This is a genomic window from Paraburkholderia sp. GAS348 (genome assembly GCF_050434205.1).
GTDB lineage: Bacteria > Pseudomonadota > Gammaproteobacteria > Burkholderiales > Burkholderiaceae > Paraburkholderia.
Window position 1 is genome coordinate 57,302 of sequence record NZ_JBNPVT010000023.1, and the last position, 25,385, is coordinate 82,686.

General features: G+C 60.9%; 28 protein-coding genes and 2 pseudogenes. 14 read left to right on the forward strand and 16 right to left on the reverse strand.

Annotation, left to right across the window (positions count from 1 at the left end; genetic code table 11):
• Positions 1-233: 233 nt before the first annotated feature.
• The 3 genes from P3T22_RS27575 to P3T22_RS27585 all read left to right on the forward strand — a co-directional run bounded on the left by P3T22_RS27575 (position 234) and on the right by P3T22_RS27585 (position 4,169).
• Positions 234-1,835, forward strand: a complete 1,602-nt coding sequence (locus P3T22_RS27575; protein ID WP_063498440.1) for a GMC family oxidoreductase — start codon at positions 234-236, stop codon at positions 1,833-1,835.
• Between the two features lie 20 nt (positions 1,836-1,855).
• Positions 1,856-3,283, forward strand: a complete 1,428-nt coding sequence (locus tag P3T22_RS27580) for a c-type cytochrome (RefSeq protein ID WP_429326671.1) — start codon at positions 1,856-1,858, stop codon at positions 3,281-3,283.
• A gap of 148 nt (positions 3,284-3,431) precedes the next feature.
• Positions 3,432-4,169, forward strand: coding sequence for a metallophosphoesterase (locus P3T22_RS27585; RefSeq protein ID WP_082855487.1), 738 nt, complete (start codon positions 3,432-3,434; stop codon positions 4,167-4,169).
• 24 nt (positions 4,170-4,193) lie between these two features.
• Here P3T22_RS27585 and P3T22_RS27590 read toward each other — a convergent pair whose 3' ends face one another.
• Both P3T22_RS27590 and P3T22_RS27595 read right to left on the reverse strand, forming a co-directional pair.
• Positions 4,194-4,895, reverse strand: a complete 702-nt coding sequence (locus P3T22_RS27590; RefSeq protein ID WP_429326672.1) for an RES family NAD+ phosphorylase — start codon at positions 4,893-4,895, stop codon at positions 4,194-4,196.
• Positions 4,892-5,329 (reverse strand): MbcA/ParS/Xre antitoxin family protein, encoded by a 438-nt coding sequence (locus P3T22_RS27595; protein WP_429326673.1) that lies wholly within the window; start codon positions 5,327-5,329, stop codon positions 4,892-4,894. Before P3T22_RS27595 ends, P3T22_RS27590 begins: the two co-directional genes overlap by 4 nt.
• A gap of 112 nt (positions 5,330-5,441) precedes the next feature.
• Between P3T22_RS27595 and P3T22_RS27600 the strand changes: the two genes are divergently transcribed.
• Entirely contained in the window at positions 5,442-6,047 is a 606-nt protein-coding gene (locus tag P3T22_RS27600; RefSeq protein WP_429326674.1) for a hypothetical protein, read from the forward strand.
• Between the two features lie 39 nt (positions 6,048-6,086).
• Here the strand turns inward: P3T22_RS27600 and P3T22_RS27605 are convergent, their stop codons facing one another.
• Positions 6,087-6,368: a DUF2442 domain-containing protein gene (locus P3T22_RS27605; RefSeq protein ID WP_162493829.1), complete on the reverse strand. Its 282-nt coding sequence runs from the start codon at positions 6,366-6,368 to the stop codon at positions 6,087-6,089.
• A 38-nt stretch (positions 6,369-6,406) separates the two neighbouring features.
• Between P3T22_RS27605 and P3T22_RS27610 the strand changes: the two are divergent.
• Positions 6,407-6,550: pseudogene (locus tag P3T22_RS27610) on the forward strand (tautomerase family protein); the annotation flags it as partial.
• Positions 6,551-6,659: 109 nt separating this feature from the next.
• On the forward strand, positions 6,660-7,496 hold the full coding sequence (locus P3T22_RS27615; RefSeq protein ID WP_429326675.1) for a TOBE domain-containing protein: 837 nt from the start codon (positions 6,660-6,662) through the stop codon (positions 7,494-7,496).
• 122 nt (positions 7,497-7,618) lie between these two features.
• Here the strand turns inward: P3T22_RS27615 and P3T22_RS27620 are convergent, their stop codons facing one another.
• Positions 7,619-8,320: a phosphatase PAP2 family protein gene (locus P3T22_RS27620; RefSeq protein ID WP_063498448.1), complete on the reverse strand. Its 702-nt coding sequence runs from the start codon at positions 8,318-8,320 to the stop codon at positions 7,619-7,621.
• 358 nt (positions 8,321-8,678) lie between these two features.
• On the opposite strand from P3T22_RS27620, the gene P3T22_RS27625 reads away from it, so the two are divergent.
• Together P3T22_RS27625 and P3T22_RS27630 are read left to right on the forward strand one after the other, a co-directional pair.
• On the forward strand, positions 8,679-9,875 hold the full coding sequence (locus P3T22_RS27625; protein WP_063498449.1) for an extracellular catalytic domain type 1 short-chain-length polyhydroxyalkanoate depolymerase: 1,197 nt from the start codon (positions 8,679-8,681) through the stop codon (positions 9,873-9,875).
• Positions 9,876-9,982: 107 nt separating this feature from the next.
• Positions 9,983-10,159: a DUF3563 family protein gene (locus tag P3T22_RS27630; RefSeq protein WP_081833034.1), complete on the forward strand. Its 177-nt coding sequence runs from the start codon at positions 9,983-9,985 to the stop codon at positions 10,157-10,159.
• A 128-nt stretch (positions 10,160-10,287) separates the two neighbouring features.
• Here P3T22_RS27630 and P3T22_RS27635 read toward each other — a convergent pair whose 3' ends face one another.
• From P3T22_RS27635 to P3T22_RS27660, 6 genes are all read right to left on the reverse strand, one after another.
• Positions 10,288-11,787 carry a cryptochrome/photolyase family protein gene (locus P3T22_RS27635; RefSeq protein ID WP_429326676.1) on the reverse strand — a complete coding sequence of 500 codons (1,500 nt, stop codon included), beginning with the start codon at positions 11,785-11,787 and terminating at the stop codon, positions 10,288-10,290.
• A gap of 42 nt (positions 11,788-11,829) precedes the next feature.
• A complete protein-coding gene (locus P3T22_RS27640; protein ID WP_429326677.1) occupies positions 11,830-12,249 on the reverse strand; it encodes an organic hydroperoxide resistance protein in 420 nt (139 codons plus the stop codon).
• 173 nt (positions 12,250-12,422) lie between these two features.
• The gene (locus P3T22_RS27645; RefSeq protein ID WP_063498452.1) at positions 12,423-12,875 is read right to left on the reverse strand and encodes a MarR family winged helix-turn-helix transcriptional regulator; all 453 of its coding nucleotides are present in this window, start codon (positions 12,873-12,875) and stop codon (positions 12,423-12,425) included.
• A gap of 81 nt (positions 12,876-12,956) precedes the next feature.
• Complete coding sequence (locus tag P3T22_RS27650) at positions 12,957-13,763, reverse strand: BPSS1780 family membrane protein (protein ID WP_429326678.1); 807 nt, start codon at positions 13,761-13,763, stop codon at positions 12,957-12,959.
• Positions 13,754-14,749, reverse strand: coding sequence for a homoserine kinase (locus P3T22_RS27655; protein ID WP_063498454.1), 996 nt, complete (start codon positions 14,747-14,749; stop codon positions 13,754-13,756). Before P3T22_RS27655 ends, P3T22_RS27650 begins: the two co-directional genes overlap by 10 nt.
• 160 nt (positions 14,750-14,909) lie before the next feature.
• Positions 14,910-15,305, reverse strand: coding sequence for a hypothetical protein (locus P3T22_RS27660; protein WP_063498455.1), 396 nt, complete (start codon positions 15,303-15,305; stop codon positions 14,910-14,912).
• Positions 15,306-15,505: 200 nt separating this feature from the next.
• Here P3T22_RS27660 and P3T22_RS27665 point away from each other — a divergent pair, with 200 nt between their 5' ends.
• Complete coding sequence (locus P3T22_RS27665) at positions 15,506-17,032, forward strand: AMP nucleosidase (RefSeq protein ID WP_429326679.1); 1,527 nt, start codon at positions 15,506-15,508, stop codon at positions 17,030-17,032.
• On the opposite strand, the gene P3T22_RS27670 is transcribed toward P3T22_RS27665, so the two are convergent.
• Positions 17,026-17,448, reverse strand: coding sequence for an ISAs1 family transposase (locus P3T22_RS27670; protein WP_063498456.1), 423 nt, complete (start codon positions 17,446-17,448; stop codon positions 17,026-17,028). The genes P3T22_RS27665 and P3T22_RS27670 overlap by 7 nt on opposite strands.
• Positions 17,449-17,576: 128 nt before the next feature.
• A complete protein-coding gene (locus P3T22_RS27675; protein ID WP_429326680.1) occupies positions 17,577-17,861 on the reverse strand; it encodes a hypothetical protein in 285 nt (94 codons plus the stop codon).
• A 266-nt stretch (positions 17,862-18,127) separates the two neighbouring features.
• On the opposite strand from P3T22_RS27675, the gene P3T22_RS27680 reads away from it, so the two are divergent.
• A complete protein-coding gene (locus P3T22_RS27680; RefSeq protein WP_429326681.1) occupies positions 18,128-18,883 on the forward strand; it encodes a hypothetical protein in 756 nt (251 codons plus the stop codon).
• 2 nt (positions 18,884-18,885) lie between these two features.
• Positions 18,886-19,287 carry a hypothetical protein gene (locus P3T22_RS27685; RefSeq protein ID WP_429326682.1) on the forward strand — a complete coding sequence of 134 codons (402 nt, stop codon included), beginning with the start codon at positions 18,886-18,888 and terminating at the stop codon, positions 19,285-19,287.
• A gap of 111 nt (positions 19,288-19,398) precedes the next feature.
• On the opposite strand, the gene P3T22_RS27690 is transcribed toward P3T22_RS27685, so the two are convergent.
• The 3 genes from P3T22_RS27690 to P3T22_RS27700 all read right to left on the reverse strand — a co-directional run bounded on the left by P3T22_RS27690 (position 19,399) and on the right by P3T22_RS27700 (position 21,308).
• Positions 19,399-19,848, reverse strand: a complete 450-nt coding sequence (locus P3T22_RS27690; protein ID WP_429326683.1) for a hypothetical protein — start codon at positions 19,846-19,848, stop codon at positions 19,399-19,401.
• Positions 19,849-20,211: 363 nt separating this feature from the next.
• Positions 20,212-20,742 (reverse strand): chromate transporter, encoded by a 531-nt coding sequence (locus P3T22_RS27695; RefSeq protein ID WP_063498460.1) that lies wholly within the window; start codon positions 20,740-20,742, stop codon positions 20,212-20,214.
• Positions 20,739-21,308, reverse strand: a complete 570-nt coding sequence (locus P3T22_RS27700; RefSeq protein WP_429326684.1) for a chromate transporter — start codon at positions 21,306-21,308, stop codon at positions 20,739-20,741. Before P3T22_RS27700 ends, P3T22_RS27695 begins: the two co-directional genes overlap by 4 nt.
• Before the next feature lie 98 nt (positions 21,309-21,406).
• On the opposite strand from P3T22_RS27700, the pseudogene P3T22_RS27705 reads away from it, so the two are divergent.
• Both P3T22_RS27705 and P3T22_RS27710 read left to right on the forward strand, forming a co-directional pair.
• A pseudogene (locus P3T22_RS27705) lies at positions 21,407-21,631 on the forward strand (LysR family transcriptional regulator); the annotation flags it as partial.
• Between the two features lie 11 nt (positions 21,632-21,642).
• Entirely contained in the window at positions 21,643-21,810 is a 168-nt protein-coding gene (locus P3T22_RS27710) for a hypothetical protein (protein ID WP_429326693.1), read from the forward strand.
• An 82-nt stretch (positions 21,811-21,892) separates the two neighbouring features.
• Here P3T22_RS27710 and P3T22_RS27715 read toward each other — a convergent pair whose 3' ends face one another.
• Positions 21,893-22,636 (reverse strand): TIGR00730 family Rossman fold protein, encoded by a 744-nt coding sequence (locus tag P3T22_RS27715; RefSeq protein ID WP_063498463.1) that lies wholly within the window; start codon positions 22,634-22,636, stop codon positions 21,893-21,895.
• A 1-nt stretch (position 22,637) separates the two neighbouring features.
• Between P3T22_RS27715 and polA the strand changes: the two genes are divergently transcribed.
• Entirely contained in the window at positions 22,638-25,379 is a 2,742-nt protein-coding gene (polA, locus tag P3T22_RS27720; protein ID WP_429326685.1) for a DNA polymerase I, read from the forward strand.
• The last annotated feature ends 6 nt before the right edge of the window (positions 25,380-25,385 follow it).

Genomic DNA, 25,385 nt, shown 5'->3' on the forward strand with positions numbered 1-25,385 from the left:
CGTATCGCCTGATTGAGCCGTTTGACGAGACGTCGGCACGCGAGACCCGCAAGCAACGATAAGCCGGCACAGTCGTGCATGGGACCAGAGTAAGAGCTTTGCATGGGACCAGAGTAAGAGCTTTGCATGGGACCAGAGTAAGCGCTAAAGCGCCAACTCTGGCCGACAGCTAAAGCGCCAACTCTGGTCGACAGCTAAAGCGCTAACTCTGGCCGACAAAGAAGAGGGCAACAATGGCAAACTCAAATTCCGCCGACATCGTCGTGGTCGGGTCGGGCGTGGCAGGTGGGCTGGTTGCGCATCAGATGGCGTTGGCCGGTGCATCGGTGATCCTGCTCGAAGCCGGGCCGCGCATCCCGCGCTGGCAGATCGTCGAGAATTTCCGCAACTCGCCGGTCAAGTCCGACTTCGCGACGCCGTATCCCTCCACGCCGTACGCGCCGCATCCCGAGTACGCGCCCGCCAACAATTACCTGATCCAGAAGGGCGACTATCCGTACAACTCACAGTATGTGCGGCTGGTCGGCGGCACGACGTGGCACTGGGCGGCCGCCGCGTGGCGGCTGTTGCCGTCGGACTTCCAGTTGCACAAGCTGTACGGCGTGGGACGTGATTGGCCTTATTCGTATGAAACGCTGGAGCCGTGGTATGTGGCGGCTGAAATTCAATTGGGCGTTTCCGGGCCGGACAGCACGATCGATCTCGGTTCGCCGCGCTCCAAGCCTTATCCGATGAGCGCGTTGCCGCTCTCGTACATGGATCAGCGCTTTAGCGACGTGCTCAACGCACAGGGCTTCAAGGTGGTGCCCGAGCCGGTCGCGCGCAACAGCCGTCCGTACGATGCGCGGCCCACCTGCTGCGGCAATAACAACTGCATGCCGATCTGCCCGATCGCGGCGATGTACAACGGCGTGGTGCATGCGGAGAAGGCCGAACAGGCCGGCGCAAAACTGATTCCCGAGGCGGTTGTGTACCGCGTCGAAGCGGACAACAAAGGGCTTATCACGGCAGTCCACTACAAGGACCCGAACGGCAACAGCACACGGGTCACCGGCAAGCTGTTCGTGCTCGCCGCGAACGGCATCGAAACGCCGAAGCTGATGCTGATGTCGACCACCGACAAATTCCCCCACGGCGTCGGCAACAGCTCCGACCAGGTGGGCCGTAACCTGATGGACCATCCGGGCACGGGCGTCACCTTCCTCGCCAATGAACCGCTGTGGCCCGGACGCGGGCCGATGGAGATGACCTCGATCGTCAATTTCCGCGACGGCGCGTTCCGCTCCGATTACGCGGCGAAAAAGCTGCATCTGTCGAACGGCGTGCCGACCATGAGCGTGACCGCCGATCTGCTCAAAAAAGGCCTCACCGGCGCCGAGTTCGACCGGCAGATCCGCGACCGCGCGGCCCGCACGCTGAACATCAACAGCTTTCACGAGCATCTCGCGGAGCCGCAGAACCGCGTGGTGCCCTCGGCGGATCACAAGGACGCGCTCGGTATTCCGCAGCCCGAGATCTACTACTCGATCAACGACTACGTGAAGAAGAGCGCGGCGAACACGCATGAACTGTATGCGCAGATCGCCTCGCTGTTCGGCGGCGCCGAGGTTTCGTTCGACGATACGTTCGCGCCGAACAATCACATCATGGGTACCACCATCATGGGCAGCGATCCTGGGGATTCGGTCGTCGACGTGGACTGCCGCACGCACGATCACTCGAATCTGTTCATCGCCAGCAGCGGTGTGATGCCGACTGCTGCCTCCGTCAATTGCACGCTGACGATCGCGGCCTTGTCGCTGAAACTGGCCGACAAGCTCAAGCGTGAAATCTGAGCCCTGAACGGAGAGCCACAATGACGAACAACACCTCTCGCGTGCAGCCGGCCGATGCGCTGGTTCAGGGTACGCGTCGCCGCCGCTTCCGGGTGGCGACGCTGGCGGCGGTCTTTTCGCTGTTTGCGCTGTACGTCGCCTGGCACGAAGCGGATGGGCCTGGCGCGCGGCATAGCGACGAACTGCCGATCACGCAGGCCCAGGCCGACGACGCTGCGCAACCCGCCATCGCGGGCGCCACGCCGACGGCGGTGGCCAGCAGCGATCTCGTGAAACGCGGTGAATACCTGGCGCGCGCCGGCGACTGCGTCGCCTGCCATACGGCTGACAAAGCCCGCCCGTTCGCGGGCGGCCTGGCGATCAACACGCCGTTCGGCACGATCGTGACGCCAAACATCACGCCCGACCCGGACACGGGGATCGGCCAATGGAGCGACACCGATTTTTTGCGCGCGATGCATGAAGGCGTCGGCAAGAGCGGCGAGCGGCTGTATCCGGCCTTCCCATACGCGGAATACACCAAGGTCACCGATCAGGACGTGCTGGCCATTCGCGCGTATCTGAATACGCTGACACCGATCCACTATGCACCGCCGAGCAATACCCTGAAATTCCCCTTCAACCTGCGCTGGCTGATGGTGTTCTGGAATCTGTTCAATTTCGACGAAGGCCGTTTCGTCCCCGATCCGAAGCAAAGCGTCGAGTGGAATCGCGGCGCGTATCTGGTCCAAGGCCTCGCGCATTGCGAGGAATGCCACACGCCGCGCAATTTCATGCAGGGGTTGAAGACGAGTTCGCGTTTCTCGGGCGCGGTACAGGCCGGCTGGCATGCGTACAACATCACCCCGGACAAGAATAGCGGCGTGGGCAATTGGAGCGATGACGAGCTGGCGGCGTATCTGTCGACCGGCGCGGCGCCGGGCCGCGCCAATGCGGCGGGACCAATGGCCGAGGTGGTGACCGACAGCACGCAGTATCTGACGCACGAGGACGTCGGCTCGATCGTCACATATTTGCGCTCGGTGCCGCCGATCAACGGCGGCGAAGCGCGTCCGCGCGACCAGTGGGGCAACCCCGCCGCCGACGATGTCACCGCGTTGCGCGGCACCACGATCAATGCCGTGAACGGCGCGCAACTGTTCATTGCCAATTGTGCGACGTGCCATAACTGGACTGGGCAGGGTGTCGGTGCAAGCGCGCCGGGTGCGTATCCGTCGCTGATCCATAACTCCGCGGTCGGCGCGAGCGACGCCAACAATCTGGCGATGGTGATCCTGCACGGCGTCAGTCGTACGACGAAACAGGCTGACGTGCTGATGCCCGCGTTCGGCACCCAGCTTACCGACGATCAGGTAGCGGCCATCACCAACTATGTGACCAAACAGTTCGGCAATCCGCAGTCCACAGTGACGGCGGATCAGGTCGCCAAACTGCGCACGCAGCAGTAACGACTGCGTCGACGGCACGTTTTCCGGTAAGTTATGCCGGAGACGCGCCGTATTTGCGTCATTTTTACGTCATTTCGGTGCCGCGGCGCGCCAAGAAAAGATAGGTAGCGCGCATGCGCACTTGGGCATGCCGATCTATCATGAGCGAATGGCTTCCGTACTCGTCAACCCCGTCCAGCATCATTCGGCCAATCGGAGCGGCCGCGACTTTGTCGTAGGCGATTTGCATGGCTGTGTCGATGCATTGCGCTATCTGCTGCGCGACATCGCGTTCGACCCGGCACGCGACCGGCTTTTTTCGGTCGGCGATCTGGTGGATCGCGGCGAACATTCCGAGCAGGCGTTGACCCTGCTCGACAAGCCGTGGTTTCACGCGGTGCTCGGCAATCACGAAGACACTTTATGCGCGGTCGCCGATGGGCGCATGCGGCGCCGATGGTGGTATGGAATCGGCGGGATATGGGCGGCGAAATTGTCCGACGAACGCTTGCAGGACTACGCCGAACGGCTGCGGATGTTGCCGCTCGTGCGCGTGGTCGGTAGCGGCAAGGAGCGCTTCAATGTTTTGCATGCCGAATTCTTCGGCACGGACGCCGAACTCGACGCCGGGAATTTTTCCGCCGAAACGCGCCAGCAATTGTTATGGGGGCGCGATCTGGCCTTGGGCAACGGCGATCCGCAGCGGCAGCGTGGCCTTTCGCTGACCTATTGCGGCCATACGCCGATGCGCGATATCCAGCAAATCGGCTCACAGGTGTTCATCGACACCGGCGCATTCGGGTCCGGCGGCAGGCTGACGATCGTGGAGCCCCAGGCGTTGCGCCGCTGGTCGATCTCGGTTGAGGCGGCACGGGAGAGCGGGGCGGCGGCGCTGGCCTTGCCTTGATGGTTTCGAGCGCGTTTCGGTCTCCTAGCCCACCTGATTGAGTTCGAACACCATATCGACGCTCGTGCCGTTCCAGTTGTATTCCAGATACGCCGCGTGATGGCAGTCGCGCAGCAGCGTGGTGCTGAACGCGGCGAGGCACTCGCCTTCCTTATCCCGCACCGATGGATACACAATGCCCGGCGCACCGGCCTCGCGCACGGCACGGCCGAGCGATTGTCCGGCGACATAGTCGTCGGGCGACAGCACCGCGAGATCGAGCGAGACGTCGCTGCGGATATCGATCACGTTGCCTTGCGCCATCACGGTATAGAGGCGCATCTGCTGCCGCATGGGCGGCTCGGCGGTCGCCTCGAGAAATTTCCCCGTGTGATAGCGCGTCTCCGCGATCGCAGTAGCACGCGAGCGAGCGCAATAGAACACGCCATACGTGCCGTCCGAGAAGCGGCTGCCGAGCGGATTCAGGTGCGTCAACGCGGCCATGATCGGTCCGTATCCCGGGCCGAAACGGCGCTCTTCGCGTGGCACGAGATCGAGTTCGCCGACTTCGGTGCGCAGGCGGTCGTTGGTCATCGCTTCGAGCGCGTAAAGAGCGTCGAAATCTTCGGGCGAGGCGACCCGGTCGAACAGATTGATGGCCGGAAAGCGCGTTGGAATCACGCGATACGCGGGCGACCAGTCGAGCGGCGCGCTGCGCCAGCGGTCCTGCCAATGCGGTTGTGTCACGCCCAGCCGCCTCGCATCGCGTCGAGATACTGGCGCACGGCCACGAGATCGCTGATGTTGCCGGCCAGCATGCGGTCCAGCGCGCGGCGGCCGCCGAACGGCGGTGCGCTGTTGGGGCGCTTGATCCAGGTGTCGGCGGCGCTGGGCTGCGGCAGCAGGATTTGCAGCGCCTTATAGATGCCAAGCAGCAGCGACAGTCGCTCCAGCGTGTCGCGCCCCAGACGGGCTGTCTGCGGGGCGGATTTCCATTTGAAGTAGGTGGAGCGGCCCGGCGAACCGAGTAACACGATCTGCTCTTCGGCGCTCAGGTCCCAGTCTCGCGCGATGTTGAAGAACGCGCGCAGGCCTGCCGCCGACATTTCCGTGAGCGTGGGTTCCGAAACCGGCGGCCGGATTGGCGGTTCGGGCTGGGTGGCGCGGGCAGCGTGAGCCATGAGCGGATGAGTCCTTATATGTACTTGAAATTAATATTAGTCTAAAAATGGATTTTTGCAAGAGAATATAATCCCGGCTCGTTATGACGCCGAAGATCGGGAGAAGCGGGAGATGTGGGTTCGAGCGGTAGCAACGGCAGTTGCAGTGTGGTGTGTGTCCGGTGCGGCAATGGCTGCCGGTTATGCGGAAGTGTGGAATCCGCCGGAGTCGACCGGGCATATGGCGAAGCACACAAAGAAAACGGCGGGTGCAGCCAAGGTCAAGCCTGCCGCTGGCGCGAAGGCGGGTTTGAAGCACGCGGCGAACGCTCAACATGGCGCGCAGCGGGTTGCGGCGGCGTCGACGGGCGGCGTCAAGCCCGCAGTGCACGGCGGCGTGAAGGAGGTCGCGGCTAAGAATGTTGGCCACGGCGGCGTGGTCAAGGGCGCGGGCAAGCCCAAGTCGAAGGCAGCGGTGGTGGCGCAGGGTAAAAAGCCACATGCACAAATTGCTCAGGCGAAACCAGGTCAAGGCAGGATCATGCACGCCAACCTGGTTCAAGGCCATACAGCGCATGCTCGCGTGGTCAAGGTGGCGGCGAAAACCGGTGCGGCCAAACCGGCTGTCGTTCATACAAGCGCGCCTGCCAAGGCCGCAAACGTAGTGGCGAGTCCCTCGGCCGCGACCGCTAATTCTGCAACCGCCAGCAGCGGCTCGTTGCCGCCGATCCTCCACTGACTTTCGGTTCAGGCGGCGTGCCGTTTGGGGTGATAAGCCTCACGCAGCCTTTCGCGGACGGCCGCCTTTCTTGCCGTTCTCGCGGGCAGCCGCCGATTTCGCCTCGGATTTCACGCTGCCGCCGCTGCGGCCGATATCGCGCATCCATGCCTTCGAGCCGAATACACCGTCGATAAGGCCATGCACCGACACGACGACATCGAGCGCCGGAAAAACGAGCGCCGAACCGAGACCGAAAATCTCAATCGAGCGCAAATCCGCTACCGTTGCGTTGTGCAAACCTTCGACATAGGCGATTGGCACCAGCCGCAACGTCTCCATCGAGCGCTTATCCCTCACACGCGAATGCAAGGTCACCACAAAAGAAGGCGCTGTACAAGCGCATGGCGGATGAACTCGCGGAGTCGCCGGGACTGCGACGAGAGGATGTGTTCATCAATCTCGTCGAAGTGCTGAAGGAGAACTGGTCGTTCGGAAATGGGATCGCGCAGTACGCGGTTTGAGTGACTGACGAATGCGATCGGCGGCGCGCCATGTGCGCCGCCGTCAAGGGGCGCTGCATCGCTATAATGGTTCGCTGTCCTTTCCTAACCCACCGACCCTCCTGCCTCCATGACATCCGACCGCACCGATCCGCCCCACGAAGCTCTCGAACTGGGCGGCTCCGTCTGGTTTCAGGCGGGCGCGCAAACGCTCGGCGGCGCGTCGCGGATCGCGCTGCTCGCGGCGATCGGCGAGACCGGTTCGATTACCAGCGCGGCGAAAGCCGTCGGCATGAGCTACAAGGGCGCGTGGGACGCCGTCGACACGATGAACAACCTCGCCGGCGAGCCGCTCGTCGTGCGCTCGACCGGCGGCAAAGGCGGTGGCGGCACGACGCTCACGCCGCGCGCGGTGAAGCTGATCGAGACGTTTCGGGCGGTCGAACGCGAGCATCGGCGCTTTCTCGAACGTGCGGGCGCGGCGATCGAAGGCTTTGCGACGGATTGGGATCTGATCGGCCGCATCGGCGTGAAAACGAGCGCGCGCAATCAGCTTTATGGAACGGTGTTGGCGATCACGCGCGGGACGGTCAACGATGAAGTGTCGCTGGCGCTGCCAGGCGGCCATACGATTGTCGCCGTAGTCACGCATGAAAGTACCGAGACGCTGGGACTCGCGCAGGGAGCGGCGGCGTTCGCGTTGATCAAGGCGTCGTGGGTGGTGCTGCTCGTCGAGGATGAAAGTGGCGCGCCGCTGAAGCTCTCGGCGCGCAATCAGTTGCGCGGCACCGTGCAGAGCGTGAAGCGCGGGGCGGTCAACGCGGAGGTGTCGTTGGCGCTGGACGGCGGCGCGGTGATTACCGCAGTTGTCACGAATCAGAGCGTGAATACGCTCGGGCTTGTGGAAGGCGGGACGGCGGTCGCGGTATTCAAGGCGTCGAGTGTGATTCTTGGGGTGAAGGATTGAGTGAGCCAAGGGTTCTGGAGGGGCACAGGCTCTGACGTTATGGCACGCTGCGCACATGAAGCGGCACGCGGATTGCCGGACGTGGACTTCGGTTGCCGGACGAGCAATCGGTTGAGTGTGCTTCAGACGGCCGAGGAGTGCGGCGGCGTAAGCGTGTTGAGCGTTTGTGACAGCGGCGCCGTGGCGGGGCGTACGTCGCGCACGGACCTCCACTTGGCGCGGATGAACGGTCGCTCGTGACCGGACACCTTCAGCGCGATATGCGTGACCCAGCGTTGCGTCGGCACATGCACGCCGTGCATCAACAGCGCGAGGATCATCAGACTCGCGGTGACGGGCAACGCCGATAGCCGGCCCGGCTCCGCATTCCACGCCATGCGCACGAAGAACAGCGCGGCCAGCGCGCCGACCAGGCAACCCGTGACGGCTTCAGACGGCGAGTGGGCGCTCAGCACGACGCGCGACAAGCCGACCGCGATGCCCGCGGCCAGACCCAGTATGACGCCAAGCAGACGAATTGCCGGACGCGCCGGCAGCAGCATCAGGAATAGTGCGACCGGATAGACGGCGGTAGACAGCATGGCGTGACCGCTGACGCCGGTGAAATCCAGTTCGCGCACGCCAACGCCCCAGCCGAGGAAGGCCAGCTTGGTCACGGTCACAATGCCGATGGCCGCGCCAAGCAGCAGCAACCAGCCAGCAGCCATACGCCACGAGTAGCCGACCGCCAGCCAAAGTGCGATGGCGAACGCAAGCGGCAGCGTCATGCCGGCGCCGCCGAGGCTGGTGATCGAATACCACAGATGGACAGGTAAATCGGGCATGGAAAAAGTGCGACCAAGGCCGCGTAGAATCGGGTTGGTGATGGTTTAACGCGCGACCGGCTTGAAGCGCCGACGCCGCAAAGGCGTATTCCGAAATTATTTACCTGCCAGTATAGACGGGTGCTTCGGGCCAGACTTGCTACGCGCCGGGCTTTTTGTGACGGGGCGTTGGCCGGCGAACAAGCTTTGCAAAGATTTGACGTTATTGCTGCTGCAAGGTTCTCCGATAGGAAAATTCGGTGCTCGACGGTGGTCCGGGCCTCCAGCATCGCATGAGGATTGGTGTTATTGTGCATTGCACAACAAAGCGTCGTTCTATCGAGCGTCACCTGTCCCCTTTTTGCGAGGTTATCCGCCGATGGCAAAAAGTCTATCGAAAATCTGGCTGCGCGGTCTCAAGCGGCTGCTCTCCATTCAAACCGAGCACGCCCACGCAACCACGAAGCGCGCCGCCACGCGGCCGGCACGCGTTGCCACCGCCAAGCCTTCGGCCAAGGCCCGTCCTGTCAAGCCAGTGGCCGCGCTGCGCGCATCCGCGAAACGCGAAGCGCCGCGAGCCGCCCCACGGGAGTCGCGGGTTCGTCCACGTGCTTCGGCATGGGCGAGCGGTTCGTGGACGCGCTCGTTCCATTCGGCGCCTGTGGCACCTGGGCGACTCGTCAACCACCTTCAGTATGGTTTGTATATCCCATCTGGCCATGCGCACGAGTCGATGCCGCTAGTGGTGATGCTGCACGGCTGCACCCAGTCGATTGACGAATTCGCGGAAGGCACGCGGATGAACGTGCTCGCCGATCGCTTCGGCTTTGCCGTGGTGTATCCGGAACAGTCGAAGCATGTCCATTCGCATCGCTGCTGGCATTGGTACGACGCCAGCGACAGCGCCGGCGGCGCCGAGACGCGTGCGGTCGTCTCGCTGGTGGATTCGCTGGTTGCCCAGCATGGCTTTGACAGCGAGCGTGTGTATGTCGCCGGAATCTCCGCCGGCGCCGGCTTGACGGCGCTTCTGGCCGTCAACTATCCGGAGCGTTTCGCCGCGGTTGCGCTGCATTCCGGCCCTGCTTTCGGGGAGGCTCGCTCCGGCATTACGGCAATGGACGTGATGCGGCGTGGCGCGCGCCGCGAGCCGGCCGAGCTGGTCGACGAACTCGTTAATGTGGCCGAATACCCCGGCATGCCGGCCATCATTCTCCATGGCGACACCGACCATGTGGTCGCGCCGGTCAATGCGGACCAGTTGGCGGAGCAGTTTCTTCGCCTGAACCGGATCGTCGACGAGAAAGGCGTGCGTAAATCAGGTGAAGTCAAGGAAGACCGTAAGGGTGGCGTGGTGATGCGCGACTATCTGCGCGGCGGCCGGCGCGTGGTGCGGCTGTGCCGTGTGCAAGGGCTTGCGCACGCGTGGAGCGGCGGCGACGACGCCGTACCGTTCCATTCCGCCAAAGGTCCGGACGCGAGCGCCATGGTGTGGGAATTCTTCAGGCACCAGCGCCGCACCGGCGCCGGCCGTATCGCTGAAAGCACCGCCGCAGAAGCCTCGGCGGCCGCACGCTGAGATTCGAACAACATTTCGAAATGAGCATTGGCGCGACCCTAGGGTTTTCCCTATAATAGGGGTTATCCCTTAGGCGTTACCGCCTGAACTCATTGTCGAGGTTGACCATGTATCTGCTTAGCCGCCTGTTTCTGTTTCTGACCAAATCGCCCGATCAACTCGCGAAAGAACGCGCTGACGCTTTCCTCGCAGAAGCGACCGATCTGTACGATCTGGAATTCCGTATGCGCAAGCTGGATCGTGAGGCAACCACTCGCCATCCGTCGTGGATGAGCCAGCACTAAGCTGCACAGGTTTGAAGCATCGGCATGTATTGAAGTGACGATCAGCACTAAACCGCGAGTAGCGACGGCAAACGGCGCATCTTTCAACACCTCTCGACATTCCTGATCAAAACAATGTGAGCGGGCGCTTACTTGCCGAAGCGGGCAAGCGTACGCTGCCGCGCTTCAGCATGGTCGACGATCGGTGCGGGATAATCCTTGCCCAATATCACACCGAATTCCGCGAGCCGCTCCGCACCCGCCAGCCACGGCGCGTGAATCCATTTGGCCGGCAGCTTCGCAAGCTGGGGCAGATAGCGTTTGATAAAGCGCCCTTCGGCGTCGAATTTTTCGGATTGCGTGATCGGGTTGAAAATCCGGAAATACGGTTGCGCGTCGCATCCTGTCGATGCCGCCCATTGCCAGCCTCCGTTGTTCGCCGAGAAATCGAAGTCGTTCAATTGTTCTGCGAAGTAGCGTTCGCCGAGCCGCCAGTCGACCCCCAGATCCTTCACCAGAAAACTCGCCGTCACCATTCGCAGGCGGTTGTGCATGTAGCCGGTGCGGTTCAGTTGCAGCATTGCGGCGTCGACCAGCGGATAGCCGGTGCGGCCGTCGCACCACGCGGCATACGCCTCGTCCGCTTCCGGGCCTTGCTCCCAGCGCAGCCGGTCGTACTCTTCCCTGAACGACGCGCCGGCCGCCAGCCTCGGATGATGCGAGAGGATCATGAAGTAGAAGTCCCGCCAGATCAGCTCCGAAAGCCACGTGGCCGAGCCTTGTCCGTCGGGCTGCAGTGAGCTCTCGTGCGCGAACCGCGCGAGCGTGCGGATCGAGACCGTACCGAAGCGCAGATGCATCGACAGATAGCTCGGACCTTTGACGGCGGGAAAGTCGCGCCGGTCCTTGTAGCTGTCGATGCGGGTCATGAAATCGTCGAGCAGACGTTGCGCGCCGCTCATGCCGGTGGGCAAGTTAAGCGCCGCGAGATTGCTCGGTGCGAAGCCGAGCTGGTCGAGCGTCGGCAACTGGCGGTCCAGCTTGGGCTGCAGTGCTGCCAGATGCTGCGCGTAGGTCTCGACCGGATATGGTTTCAGATCGAAGGCCGTCAGCTGCTTGAGCCATGCGTTCCTGTATGGCGTGAACACCGTGAACGGTTTGTTCTGGCCTGTCAGCACCTCATCACGCTCGAAAATCACCTGGTCTTTGAACGTCAGCCATTGGCGTCCAGCTTCGACAAGCCGCTCCCGCACCGCCTCGTCCCGCTCGATCGCGACCGGTTCGTAATCGTGATTCGTGAAGACCGCGTCGACGCCGAGTTCGTTCGCGAGCCTCGGTACGAGATCGGCTGGATCGCCGTACAGCACGACGAGGGCGCCGCCCCTGGCGCGCAATGCTTCGTCCAGCTCGCCCAACGCAGCAAGAATGAACTCGACGCGGCGGTCCTGCGCCTGCGTCTCCGGATGGCGAGTTTGCCAGGCGTCGATCAGCGGTTGCAGGATCGTCGTGTCGAATACGAACACGCACCAGACGCGCTCGCAATGCTTGAGCGCGTAGTACAGCGCGGCGTTGTCCGTGTTGCGCAGGTCGCGGCGAAACCAGACCAGACCGGTATCGAAGGCGTCGTTCAGGCGCCGGATGCGTGTCATCGGAATCGCGGATCTAGACGAATGGCTCGTTAAGGCCGCGGCTTACGCGATTTGCAGGCGCACTGCGACGTTGTTGCGCGTGGCGTTCGAGTACGGGCACACCTGATGCGCCGCGTCGGCCAGTTCCTTGGCTGCATCAGCAGCGAGGCCCGGCAAGGAGACGCGCAGATCGATGTCGAGTGCGAAGCCGCCGTTGTCGTTCGGGCCGATACCCACTTCTGCCGTAACTTGCGTGTCAGCCGGCAAAGTCTGCTTGCGCTGGCCGGCGACGAATTTCATCGCGCTCAGGAAACACGCCGAGTAGCCGGCTGCAAACAGTTGCTCCGGGTTGGTGCCCGCTGCGCCGGTGCCGCCCAGTTCACGCGGTGCCGCCAGCTTCACGTCCAACGCATTGTCCGACGATACGGCACGGCCGTCACGGCCACCAGTGCTGGTTGCGCTTGCCTTGTAGAGAATGTTCATGGTGCTGCTCCTTTATCTGGGTTGTCAGGATCTGCATGTTTGCGGCTGGTTGCTTGCCCGCCGTTCTGGTGGAGCACTTTCGAAGCGGCATGTGGCAAAGATAGTGCACAAATAATTTGTGCACAAATTAATTTTTGCATCGTACCGATAGCGTGCTTTTTGAAACAGGCCGGCTAGTGGTCCATGTAATCGTTGAGCGTGGTGCGCAGGCGCGTTAGATCGTCGCGCAGACGGAGCAGGAATTCCGGCGTCTGCTGGGTCGCGCAGAAGATTTCTGCTGGCACTTCGCGTGCCTGACGCTTCAGTGCGGTGCCCACTCTGGTGAGCCGGATATAGACGAGCCGTTCATCTTCAACGCCGCGTACCCGTTCCAGGCAGCCCTGTGTTTCGAGACGTTTGAGCAGTGGCGTGACTGTTGCCGAGTCGAGATTCAGTCGCGCTGCGAGGTCTTTGACTGTGATGTCGTCGGCTTCCCAGAGCACCAGCATCGCCAGATATTGCGGATACGTGAGGTCGAGCTTGTCGAGCAGCGGCTTGTACGCTTTCGTCATCGCAAGCGAGGTCGAATAGAGTGCGAAGCAAAGTTGCTCGTCGAGCGTGAAGGGCAAGGCGGGACGCTGGGTCATATTGCATCTCGTGTAAAAAGAGCGTGCAAATCGATTGCGCGCAAACCATTGTGCCGCAAGTCGAGGTATTCAACCCGGCATTCAAGCCGCCGGCGTGGTCGGCAGGTCCGGCGCTTCGGGCGTTTGCACGCCGAAGCAGCCGCGATAGGTCGCGTAGAACGAGCAATACAGCATGGTCGTGACGATCATGGTGGCAGGCATCAGGATCGCGAACGCGAAATCGCCCGCGCCCAGTGCCTGCATCAATGCGGTCAGGCCGAACGAGACCGTCGTTGCCACCGCGAACCACAATGCGCCGAACACGATGAACGCGCCCCGATTGCGCCAGCAACTGACGATGCTGAAGAACATCGCCTTGACGGGCGGCACGTCGTGCCACGCGATAAGAACCGGCGAGAACCAGAAAATCATTGCGACCGGAATGTAGAACGCGAACGCGGTGATCACCGCCAGCGGGATATTGCTGTTGGCGATCGCATCCTGATCCATCGTGGCCATGCCGAGCATGACTTTCAGCAACATACCGCCGTCGGCGAGTGCCGAGCCGGCCAGCACCAGCGCCATCGCAACGACGTACAGCACGCCCAGCAGCAGCAGACGTTTGGCGACTACCGGGCCGTACGAGTGAAAGCCGTCCACCAGAATGGTCGGGAACACCGGCTTGCCCGCGATGGTGTTGCGGCACGCCGCCATGAAGCCGACCGCAATGCCCGGAATGAAGACCAGCGGCAGCACGCCGCCGATGACCGGAATCTGCGACGCCAGCGTCATGACCAGCAGATAGGTGAAGAACAGCGTCAGAAACGCAAGCGGGTTCTTACGGAACAGCCAGATACCCTGCCGGAACCAGACATAGCCGGTTTTCGCGGGGACTTCGATCAGTTGCATGAGGTATGAATGCCTGGAAGTGCAACGCCGGTCAGGCGTTCGCGCAAGATGCGCTCGAAATGGCCGGGGTCGTGCGGTTTGAGCAGCTCGGCCGTGCGCGGCAAATGAAAATCATACAGGCGCGAGACCCAGAAGCGGTAAGCGCCCGCACGCAGCATGTCGCCCCAATGGCGGTTTTCTTCGACGGTGAACGGGCGCACGGTCTGGTAGGCGCGCAGCATGGCTTCGGTGCGCGCCTCGTCGAGCTTGCCGGTGGCGAGGTCGACGCACCAGTCGTTGACCGTTACCGCGACGTCGAACAGCCACTTGTCGCAGCCGGCGAAATAGAAGTCGAAGAAGCCGCCGAGGCGCACCTCGTGGCCGGTTTCCGGCGCGGCATGCGCGAACAGCGCGTTGTCGCGGAACAGGTCGGCGTGGCAAGGGCCTTCGGGCAACCTCGCGTAATCCGCCGATGCGAAGAAAGCCTCCTGATGCGCCAGTTCGGACGACAGCAAGTCGCGCTGCGCGCCCGCGAGGAACGGCAGGATGGTCGGCACGGTTTCTTTCCACCACGGCAGGCTGCGCAGATTCGGCTGATAGCGCGGGTAATCGCGCCCCGCCAGATGCATGCGCGCGAGCATTTGCCCGACCTCGACGCAGTGTTCGGCTTGCGGCGCCAACTCCGGCGCGCCTTCGAGCTTGGTCACGATGGCTGCGGGCTTGCCGTGCAGCGTGCCGAACAGCGCGCCGTCTTCGCGCGGCATGGGATCCGGCACCGGCACGCGGTGCGCGGCCAGATGCCGCATCAGATCGAGATAGAACGGCAGTTGCTCGGCCGTCAGCTTTTCGAAAATCGTGAGGACGTATTCGCCGTGCGTCGTCGTCAGAAAGAAGTTGCTGTTCTCAATACCGGACGGGATGCCGCGAAACTCGACGACTTCGCCGAGATCGTAATGACGCATCCATTCTGCTAATTGGGGCTCGGTGACAGCGGTGAAGACAGCCATGCGGGAAACGTCGGATCAGGTTAGTCGGGCTGGCGCGATGCGGCCAGTGCGAGGTGTGGGATGCTGGAAATCGGCAAGCAGGCTGAAAACCCGAGGCTACGCCTGCGGGCCGCACAGATCCAGGGGAGCGGCTTACGCCGCGCCGCCACCCCGGCATGCATCAATAAGTCAGGTTCACCGACGGCAAACGCGTGCTCGCGCGGCCGTTGTCGCGCACGGTGGGCGACGTGTCGAGCGGCGCGCTCATTTGATAGCGCGTGCCGAGATTCGAATGCACGTTGATTTCAACGGGCTTGCCTTTGTCGCGGTATTCGGTGATTTCGGTGCCGTTAGCGCTGCGTTCGTAGAAGCTTGGCGTGCGTGGGACGTTGATTTCGACCTTCGAGCTGACCTCGGCGGCCGGACGATTGATCTTCGCCAGGTCAGGCAGACCGGCCCGCTCATTGGCGGACTGGGGTGCATCGGCGGGCGGAGGTTCATCGACAGGCTGGGCAGCCATCGCGGCGTTGCCAAAGGCGAGGGCCAGTGCAACGGCGACGGGAAGGAGCGGCTTCATGGTGATTCTCCAATATGGTGCCCCGATTCTAGCAAATCCAGCCTTGCCCACGGGCGCGATCGCCTTATTTTGCGCCGCTTTCGCGCGCTGTGCGCGCAAACTTGCGGCCGCTGTTGCGGCAGATGTGGTAGGCGCCGCGAGGTCATTTGGCCATCACGGGTTCCGTGGTAATGTCATCTCATCAATAGGGGCGAATGACGATGAACAACGATACCAATCAACGCGCGGTGCAGACTCCCGCCAATAGCTTCCCAACCGAATCCTTTGACGACGCGACCGAGGCCGTCACGCGTTTGTCGGCGATCTACGAAGCGAACACCTCGTTTTTGCGCGACGCCTTCGCGCGTTACCGCCGCAACGAACTGTTCGAAAGCCGGGTGCGCGCCTGCTACCCGTTCGTCAGGGTGCGCACTGAAGTCAACACGCATATCGACTCGCGCCGCTCGTACGGTTTCGTCGCGGGCCCCGGTGTGTTCGAGACCACGGTCACGCGGCCGGATCTGTTCGGCAACTATTATCGCGAGCAATTACGCCTGCTGGCCAAGAACCATCACGTGCAGATCGAAGTCGGTGTGTCCGATCAGCCGATTCCGATTCACTTCGCGTTCGCTGAAGGCATTCATCTCGAGGGCGATCTGGATCGCGAGCGCCTGTTCCTGATGCGCGACGTGTTCGATACGCCGGACCTCGCGCTGCTCGACGACCGCATCGTCAACGGCACGTATGAGCCGCCGCCGGGCGAGCCGCATCCGCTCGCGCTGTTCACGGCGGCGCGGGTGGATTTCTCGCTGCATCGGCTGAAGCATTACACGGCGACCTCGCCTACGCATTGCCAGAACTACGTGCTGTACACGAACTACCAGTTTTATATCGACGAGTTCGTCAAACTCGGCCGCACGATGATGGCCCATACCGACGACGAAGAACTGCGCGCCTATCGCAGCGAATACACGTCGTTCGTCGAACCGGGCGACGTGATCACATACAACGAGAATCTCGCCGAGCAGGCGCAGGAAGGCACGGCGCCGCCGCGTTTGCCGCAGATGCCCGCGTATCACCTGAAGCGCGCCGACGGCAGCGGCATCACAATGGTCAACATCGGCGTCGGGCCGTCGAACGCGAAGACGATTACCGATCATATCGCCGTGCTGCGTCCGCATGCGTGGATCATGCTTGGCCACTGCGCGGGTCTGCGCAATACGCAGCGTTTGGGCGATTATGTGCTGGCGCACGGCTATGTGCGCGAAGATCACGTGCTCGACGACGATTTGCCGCTGTGGGTGCCGATTCCTGCACTTGCCGAAGTGCAGGTGGCGTTGGAACGCGCGGTCGCGCAGGTCACGCAGTTGGATGGCGTCGAGTTGAAGCGCGTGATGCGCACGGGCACGGTGGCGAGTGTGGATAACCGCAACTGGGAATTGCGCGATCACCGTGAGCCGGTGCAGCGGCTGTCGCAAAGCCGTGCGGTCGCGCTCGACATGGAAAGCGCGACGATTGCGGCCAATGGGTTCCGCTTCCGCGTGCCTTACGGCACCTTGCTATGCGTGTCGGACAAGCCTTTGCATGGCGAATTGAAACTGCCCGGCATGGCGGATCAGTTCTATCGCGCGCAGGTCGATCAGCATCTGCAGATCGGTGTGAAGGCGATGGAGTTGTTGCGGATGAATGGCTTGCATCGTTTGCATAGCCGCAAGTTGCGTAGCTTCGCGGAAGTGGCGTTTCAGTAAGCGTATGCGTTGGCTTCGCGGAATACGGTTGTGAGTAAATCGGCCTCGGTATATCGCCGCGCAAAGGCGTTCGAGGGCGCGCCCTTCGGCGAGATCAGTTCCGCGCGCGCCAGCGCCGGGCACAGGTGCGCAGTCCAGCGTATGAAGCAGGCTTCGAACTGCTGCGCATCGAGCGCCGCAAACACGCGCCCAAACGTGTCATGCGATGCAATGCCGTTGACCAGCGGCAGGTAGCGTCGCAGCCACTCCAGCTTCGCTTCGGTCCACGTCTGGATCGCCACCCAGCTATCGGTGCCCGACAGGACTGCACACGGCGCCACCACCAGCATCTCTGTCAGATCATGAGCCGGCGTGCGGCTGCGCGGATCGCGCAAATCGCCAAACGCTTCTTCGATACTGAGCACGTCTTCCTGCATCGCTTTTCCCAAGCACAAAAGCCAGAGTAAACGCGCCTTCAACCGGGCTCACAAGCATTTCGCCACCATCTGTAACGTTTCATGCAATCGCCCTAGTGGCTATCTGAATAGCGGTAATTTTTTCGGAATTATCCTATTCCGGGCGTGCTCGCAGTGACGATATTTTTGTAAATGTAGCGAAAACTACATTTACAAACGGCGATCGCCATCCAACTACATAGAGACACGATGACTGCCAGACGATTATTTTTGCGAACAAGCTTCTTATCTCTTGTTGGCATCACTTCCCAAATCGCAAAGGCGACTCCCATATCCCCCCAAATTGCAGCCACTTCGCTGCGCGGATACGTGTTAACAAACGGCGCGACTGCGTTGAGGCGCGACGACGGGTCATGGGTATTCTGGGTGCGCATCATAAATTTCGAGGACCCGAATAGTGATATTGCAGCGAGTCTCCAGGTGGCGACGGATAAAGGGTTCTCGCAGATTATTGACGTCCTGCCTGTCACTCTCACAAAAACAAAATCATTTATCGCCCAGACGGTGTACACGCCAAAAACAGGTAATACACAGCTCTATTATCGCTATGTTGTCGGATCGAGTCCGTCTACCGCACCATCCGTAAGTTCCTCAGTGAATTCAATTGCCCCTTGGAATACAGAGTCAAAGGCTGAATAAAATGGCAAAAGTGGAAATGGTGTTGCAATTCGTCGAAAACGGCTCGAATTCGATGACTACTTATCAGGCGTTGATGTCCGCGGCAAATAGCCCAAATGACTCGCTATCAGTCATTCAGAATGACACCAACCTCGTTGCGACGGTATCAAATGCCGCTCCGATGCTGCAGCCAGTACGTATCCTGACAAACGGATTGGCCGCGACGTCTGCATTAATCCGAATTGTGACAGATTGGAAAGATCCGAACAAAAAGGTCCAGCCAGGTGACGTGCTGACCGTTGTAAGTGCGGCGGGAACAATCGCTATTACGCTGTTTGTTTGGGCGGAAATTGGCCCAGGTGCCGCAGCAGCAATCGGTGCACTCGTTCTCGCTGCGGACCTGCAATCCGCCTTTCAGCCGTATATAAACTTTGCAAGAATGTGGTTGGGTGATTATATGGAAAGCTTGCTGCAAGTCTCGAAGCCTGCATCGGTTGCTAGTGCGTCGCTTTATTGGTCAAGTCTCGAACCCGGGAGTGGATACGTGCTTGCATCATACAACGAAATATTGACGCAAAAGGGTTTGTTCGTTTGTCTGAGCGACAAGGGATTTTCAGGTGGCGCTTTGATGCCTATGGGGACGCCAATTCCAGGTAGCTTCACGCCAGTCAATGAGGAACAATACAAGGAAAACTACTGCCGATATCTGAGTGTTAAGGAGGGTTGGAGCGATATTGTTAATGCAATGGATTATTGCAAGAACGTGACATTCAGATAGCTATGACAGCAATGCCGCGTTGTATTCGGGTTTCACTTATTGGATTCTTTCTCGCTTTTCTGTGCGAGGCTTGGGTGGAAATCGCCTTGCTTCAATCCGGCTCGCTACCATGGGAAGGCTGTCTGGCCGTGTTCGCAAGTTTTATGGCAAATCCCTTGGCGCTTGTGTATGGGATAAAGAGAAAGAGATGGGCTTACGACCTGCTTAAGTGGATCGCGGCCTTTAGTCTTGTATGGACTATATCCGGCCACTCATATCTGCAAGAATTGGGATTGTGGGCTATTTCGCTAATTACCCTTTGTGTGTGGCTCCGGCTCGGCGCGCTGTTAATATTGCGGCGAAAGGCGGTGAAAGATTGGATCGAAGCGACGACTGCCGGCGACGGTCTGCAGGGGCGTGGATGAATGACGAATAGGCGGCCCTTCTCTTCTGCCATCACTTACCGCATTGCGCGATAGGTGATGGCAGAGACTTTCGCTACAGTTGTTCCCGAGATTTTAAAATTACCCAGGCATTTAGGGTTTCAGCAACCCGTAGACCCTCGCCGACCTCCGCCAGGAGAATAGCGACCAGGCGTTCATCGCTACGATCCCGCTAATCCAAACTACGACGCGTGCACTGGCGTTGCCGCTGTGACCTTCGTTTATCAATTTAAGGGAAAGCAGGGCTGATATCAGGATGCCAGCCACAAACAACCAGAATGACATCTCGGGTGAATTGACACCGCAAATCTCGCCCGTGGCGTGGTTTAACCATCCCATAAGTGTTTGCCAGTTATCCGTATCGCGCAGTACTGCCGTCACGACCATGCCGTTTTCAAGTCGAGGGGCTCCGCGCATTTGTACAGAGTACTGACGTTTTCCTGCAACTGTAACGTTAAAGGCTGTTCTCGTGCCACTTTTGTCTTTCTGGATGACAATCCCGCCTATGTCTTCAAGCGTGACTGTAACGGCGTGATAAGTCATGAGTAGATGGCGCAGTAACTGAATCTATAAGTATAGTTATCCTCCGGAATCCAGAGACACAGGCAGTGAGATTTTTTTGGCATTACATTGCATTCTGTCAATACGTTTCTCGACCTACCGTGTTTGCAGAAGTTCTGTGCGCCAGGCACTTCATCGCGTCACGTTGGTGGCGCGTCGAGTTGAGGGTTGCATTCCGCAGTTCAGCGAGCTACTTTTTCCGTCTCCTGGCGCGGTGACCTGCTGCCTGTTTTTGTGAGCCTGGACCGCAGGTAATTAGCATCGGACAGCATCCTCCAGCCCCTGCTGGAATCCAAAAGGGCCTTGCTTACCAAAGTAATGATGCCGGGCTTCCCAGAGAGGGTTTCAGAATTGCCCGAAGCTCGTCAGCCCGATCAAGCTTCCAGCGGCCAGCAGCCACAGCGGATGGATGCGCGTTTTCAACGCCAGCACGGCGGTGAAGATGGTGATTGCCCACGCAATCGCCGTCGGGTCCGACGCCCGGGCGATCACGGCCGCGCTTGCCGTCACGATGCCGGCTGTTACCGGCACCAGCCCAACCTGCGCGTAACGGCGCCACGGGCGGTCCTTGAAGCGCTCCCATGCATGCAGCGCGAGAATCGTCACGATTGAGGACGGTCCGAACTTCGCCACGGAAGTGACCAGCATGCCGGCCCAGCCGGCCACGTGCCAGCCAACTAGCGTGACGATCATCAGATTCGGCCCGGGCGCGGCTTGCGCGAGCGCGAACAGCGCGCTGAATTCGCTGGCCGGCATCCAGTGGTGGACCTCCACCACTTGACGCTGCATCTCCGGAAGAATCGTATTGCCGCCGCCGAACGCGAGCAGCGAAAGCTGGCTGAAAATGATGGCTAGTGAAATGAGCGTGTCGTTCATCGCGTGGCCCTCGACGCGATATAGATGCTGAGTGGCGTGAGTACCAGCATGGTTGGCAGCAACGGCAGGCGCAGGATCGCGATCGCGACAAAACCGAGCGCAGCGATGAGGGCGGCCAGCGGCTTATGCCGTAGCGGCAGCAGGATTTTCACGGCCATCGAGATCAGCAGGCCGGCCGCCGCCGCGGCGAGACCGGCAAACAGGTGCCTGACATGCGGATCGTTTTGCGTGTGCTCGTATAGCACGCCAAGGCCGATCACCACCAGCGACGGCCCCGCAATCAGGCCGAGCAGGCCGGCTAGCGCGCCCGGTACGCCGCGAAAACGCATCCCGATTGCCACCGAGAGGTTGATCACATTGCCGCCCGGCAAAAACTGGCACAGGCCTAGCAAATCCGTAAATTCCGCGGCGTTCAACCAGCGCCGCTGTTCGACAAGCGTGCGCCGCGCCAGCGGCAGCGCACCGCCGAACGAGATCAGTCCAAGGCCAAGAAAGCCGCCGAAAATCTCCCGCACCGTCGGCGTGGGCGCCAGTCCGGGTTTGGCCGAGGTGAGATCGTGATCCATATCGCTAAGCGTCCGTTTTCAAGCTCAGAAGGTTAGCGCCGAACCGGCAGGGCGCAAAACGATTTTTGAGCACGCCGTTCTGACCGAGAATCACAAGCATGGCTCGTAACCTTCCCCCATTTCGGGCGCTGCGCGCTTTCGAAGCCGCCGCACGGCACGAAAGCTTCACCGCCGCGGCGAACGAATCGTAGGTGACACACGGTGCAATCAGCCGGCAAGTCGCAGCGTTTGAAACGTGGCTCGGCGTGCAGGTATTTCATCGCCGCGCCAAGCGCATGCGGCTGACCGACGACGGCCGGCGCTATCTGGCTCTTGCCGAGAGCGAGATTCCTGTGTGCAGTCCCGCGTTGCTGCAGCGCGTACCGATGCACGTGGCTATTGGTGGGTGGCGAGGCGGGAGGTCGCGCAGGCGCCGCTGGTGGCGCAGTTCTGCGAATGGCTGCAAGCGCAGGGTGATCAGACCGACGTAGCGGTAGCGAGCGACCTGGAGGCCACTCGCTAGAACCCCCGTGCGTTGCTCTGCTCAATACGGCGCATTGAACATCAGCAAGCTGACTTCGCGCACGAGGCGCGAAGCTTCAGCATCACAGATAGAACATCCGGTCTTCATCCGACTTCACAGGATGCGGTTCGGCTTCTTCACGGTCCTCATAGAACTTCAGCACCGCTTCGAGCACCTGATCCGGATCGTCGATCACCTGCATCAAGTCCATATCTGTCGGATTGATCAGGCCCATCGGCGTGAGTGAGTTCTTGAACCACGCAAGCAGGCCTTCCCAGAACTCGCCGCCCACCAGAATGATCGGCACGTGGCGCGACTTCTTGGTTTGAATCAGCGTGAGGACTTCGGCAAGCTCATCCAGCGTGCCGAAGCCGCCCGGCATGACGATCACCGCGTCCGAGTTCTTCACGAACGTAACCTTGCGCGTGAAGAAATGGCGGAAGCGCAGCGAGATGTCCTGCCATTGATTGCCCGATTGCTCGTGCGGAAGTTCGATGTTCAGGCCGACCGAAGGCGCCTTACCCGCATGAGCGCCCTTGTTGGCCGCTTCCATGATGCCGGGGCCGCCACCCGAGATGACCGCGAAGCCTGCGTCCGACAGCTTGCGCGCAATTTGCGTGGCGAGTTTGTAATACGGCGAGTTCGGTTTCAGGCGCGCTGAACCATAGATGCTGACAGCCGGACGAATCTCCGAGAGGTACTCGGTCGCCTCGATAAACTCTGCCATAATCGTGAACATCTGCCACGATGCGCGGGCCTTCTTAGCCGTTGCGCGCTCTTGATCTGCGAGTGATCGCAGACTCGGTATCACTTTTCTCTTAGTCATAATGCCTGAAGAACGAAGCCTTGAAGGTAAGACCCTGCTATTGGTAGACGGTTCGAGTTATCTGTACCGGGCCTACCATGCGATGCCTGATCTGCGCGGACCCGAGGGTGGTCCGACGGGTGCGCTCTATGGAATGATCAACATGCTGCGGCGCATGCGCAAGGAAGTCACAGCAGAGTATAGCGCGTGCGTGTTCGACGCCAAGGGCAAAACGTTCCGCGACGACTGGTATGCCGACTATAAGGCGAACCGCCCATCGATGCCGGACGATCTCTCGCGTCAGATCGAGCCGATCCACGTCGCCGTGCGCGCGCTCGGCTGGCCGCTTCTGATGATCGAAGGCGTCGAAGCCGACGACGTGATCGGTACGCTCAGCACCGAGGCGGAAAAACGCGGCATGAAAGTGATCGTGTCGACTGGGGACAAGGATCTGGCGCAGCTCGTGTCGGATCATGTCACCCTCATCAATACGATGACTAACGAGAAGCTCGACCGCGAAGGCGTGATCGCCAAATTCGGCGTGCCGCCGGAGCGCATTATCGATTACCTGTCGTTGATCGGCGATACCGTCGACAACGTGCCCGGCGTCGAAAAATGCGGGCCGAAAACGGCGATCAAATGGCTGACGCAGTACGAAACCCTCGATGGCATCGTCGCACATGCGGACGAGATCAAAGGTGCGGTAGGAGACAATCTGCGACGTGCGCTCGATTTTCTGCCAATGGCGAAGAAGCTCGTCACCGTCGAGCGCCAATGCGATCTGACCGGCCATATCGTGTCGATCGAAGAAAGCCTGGAAAGCCGGCCGGAATCGCGCGAGGAGCTGCGCGACGTGTTCACGCGCAACGGCTTCAAGACCTGGCTACGTGAGGTGGAAGTCGCGGAAGCCGTGGAAGGTCCCGAGACCGACGTGCCGCCGGCGCTCACCGTGGATCACGAGCGTCATTACGATACCGTGCAGACCTGGGAGCAGTTCGACGCCTGGCTTGAGAAAATCAACGCCGCCGAGCTGACTGCGTTCGATACCGAAACCACCTCGCTCGATCCGATGACCGCGCAAATCGTGGGGCTGTCGTTGTCGGTCGAGCCTGGTTACGCTGCTTATGTGCCGGTTGCGCATCGCGGTCCGGACGCGCCCGTGCAACTGCCGCGCGACGAAGTCCTCGCGAAGCTCAAGCCGTGGCTGGAAAGCGCCGAACACAAGAAGGTCGGCCAGCACATGAAGTACGACGAACAGGTGCTGGCGAACTACGGCATCGAAATGCGCGGCGTCGAACACGACACGCTGCTGGAATCGTACGTGCTCGAATCGCACCGTACGCACGACATGGACAGCCTCGCGCTGCGCCACCTCGGCATCAAGACGATCAAGTATGAAGAGGTGGCGGGTAAAGGCGCGTCGCAGATCGGCTTCGACGAAGTCGCGCTGGACAAGGCTGCCGAGTATGCGGCGGAAGACGCCGACATCACCTTGCGTCTGCATCAGGCCTTGTATCCGCAAGTGGCCGCGGAGAAAACGCTCGACTACGTGTATCGCGACATCGAAGTGCCGACCTCGCGCGTCTTGCGCAAGATGGAGCGCACCGGCGTGCTGATCGACGCCGAAAAGCTGCGCGCGCAAAGCAGTGAAATCGCCACGCGTCTGATTCAGCTGGAAAGCGAAGCGTACGTGCTGGCCGGTGGCGAATTCAATCTGGGTTCGCCGAAGCAGATTGGTCAGATCTTCTTCGAGAAGCTCGAATTGCCGGTGGTCAAGAAGACCCCGAGCGGCGCGCCGTCCACCGACGAAGAAGTGCTGCAAAAGCTCGCCGAAGACTATCCGCTGCCGAAGATCCTGCTCGAACACCGCGGTTTGTCGAAGCTGAAATCGACCTACACGGACAAGCTGCCGCGCATGGTCAACGCCCAAACCGGTCGTGTGCATACGAACTATGCGCAGGCGGTGGCGGTCACGGGCCGGCTGGCGTCGAACGATCCGAACCTGCAGAACATCCCCGTGCGTACCGGCGAAGGGCGTCGTATCCGCGAGGCGTTTATCGCGCCGCCGGGCCACAAGCTCGTCTCCGCGGACTACTCGCAGATCGAATTGCGCATCATGGCGCACATTTCCGGCGACGAATCCCTGCTGCGGGCGTTCTCGCAGGGCGAAGACATTCACCGCGCCACTGCAGCGGAGATTTTCAGCGTGACGCCGCTCGAAGTGTCGAACGATCAACGGCGCGTAGCAAAGGTCATCAACTTCGGTCTGATCTACGGCATGAGCGCGTTCGGTCTTGCCGCGAACCTCGGCATTACGCGCGACGCGGCCAAGCTGTATATCGACCGCTACTTCGCGCGCTATCCGGGCGTCGCGCGTTATATGGACGAAACGCGTCTGAGCGCGAAGGCCAAAGGCTACGTGGAAACCGCGTTTGGGCGCCGCCTGTGGCTGCCGGAGATCAACGGTGGTAACGGTCCGCGCCGTCAGGCCGCCGAGCGCGCGGCCATTAACGCGCCGATGCAAGGCACGGCTGCCGACCTGATCAAGCTGTCGATGATCGCGGTGCAGAAATGGATCGAAGAGTCGAAGGTCGGTACGCGCATGATCATGCAGGTGCACGACGAACTGATTCTCGAAGTGCCCGACGCGGAATTGTCCGACGTACGTAAGCGCTTGCCGGAACTGATGTGCGGTGTCGCCGCGCTGAAAGTGCCGCTGGTCGCCGAAGTAGGCGCCGGCCTGAACTGGGAAGAAGCGCATTGACGTGAA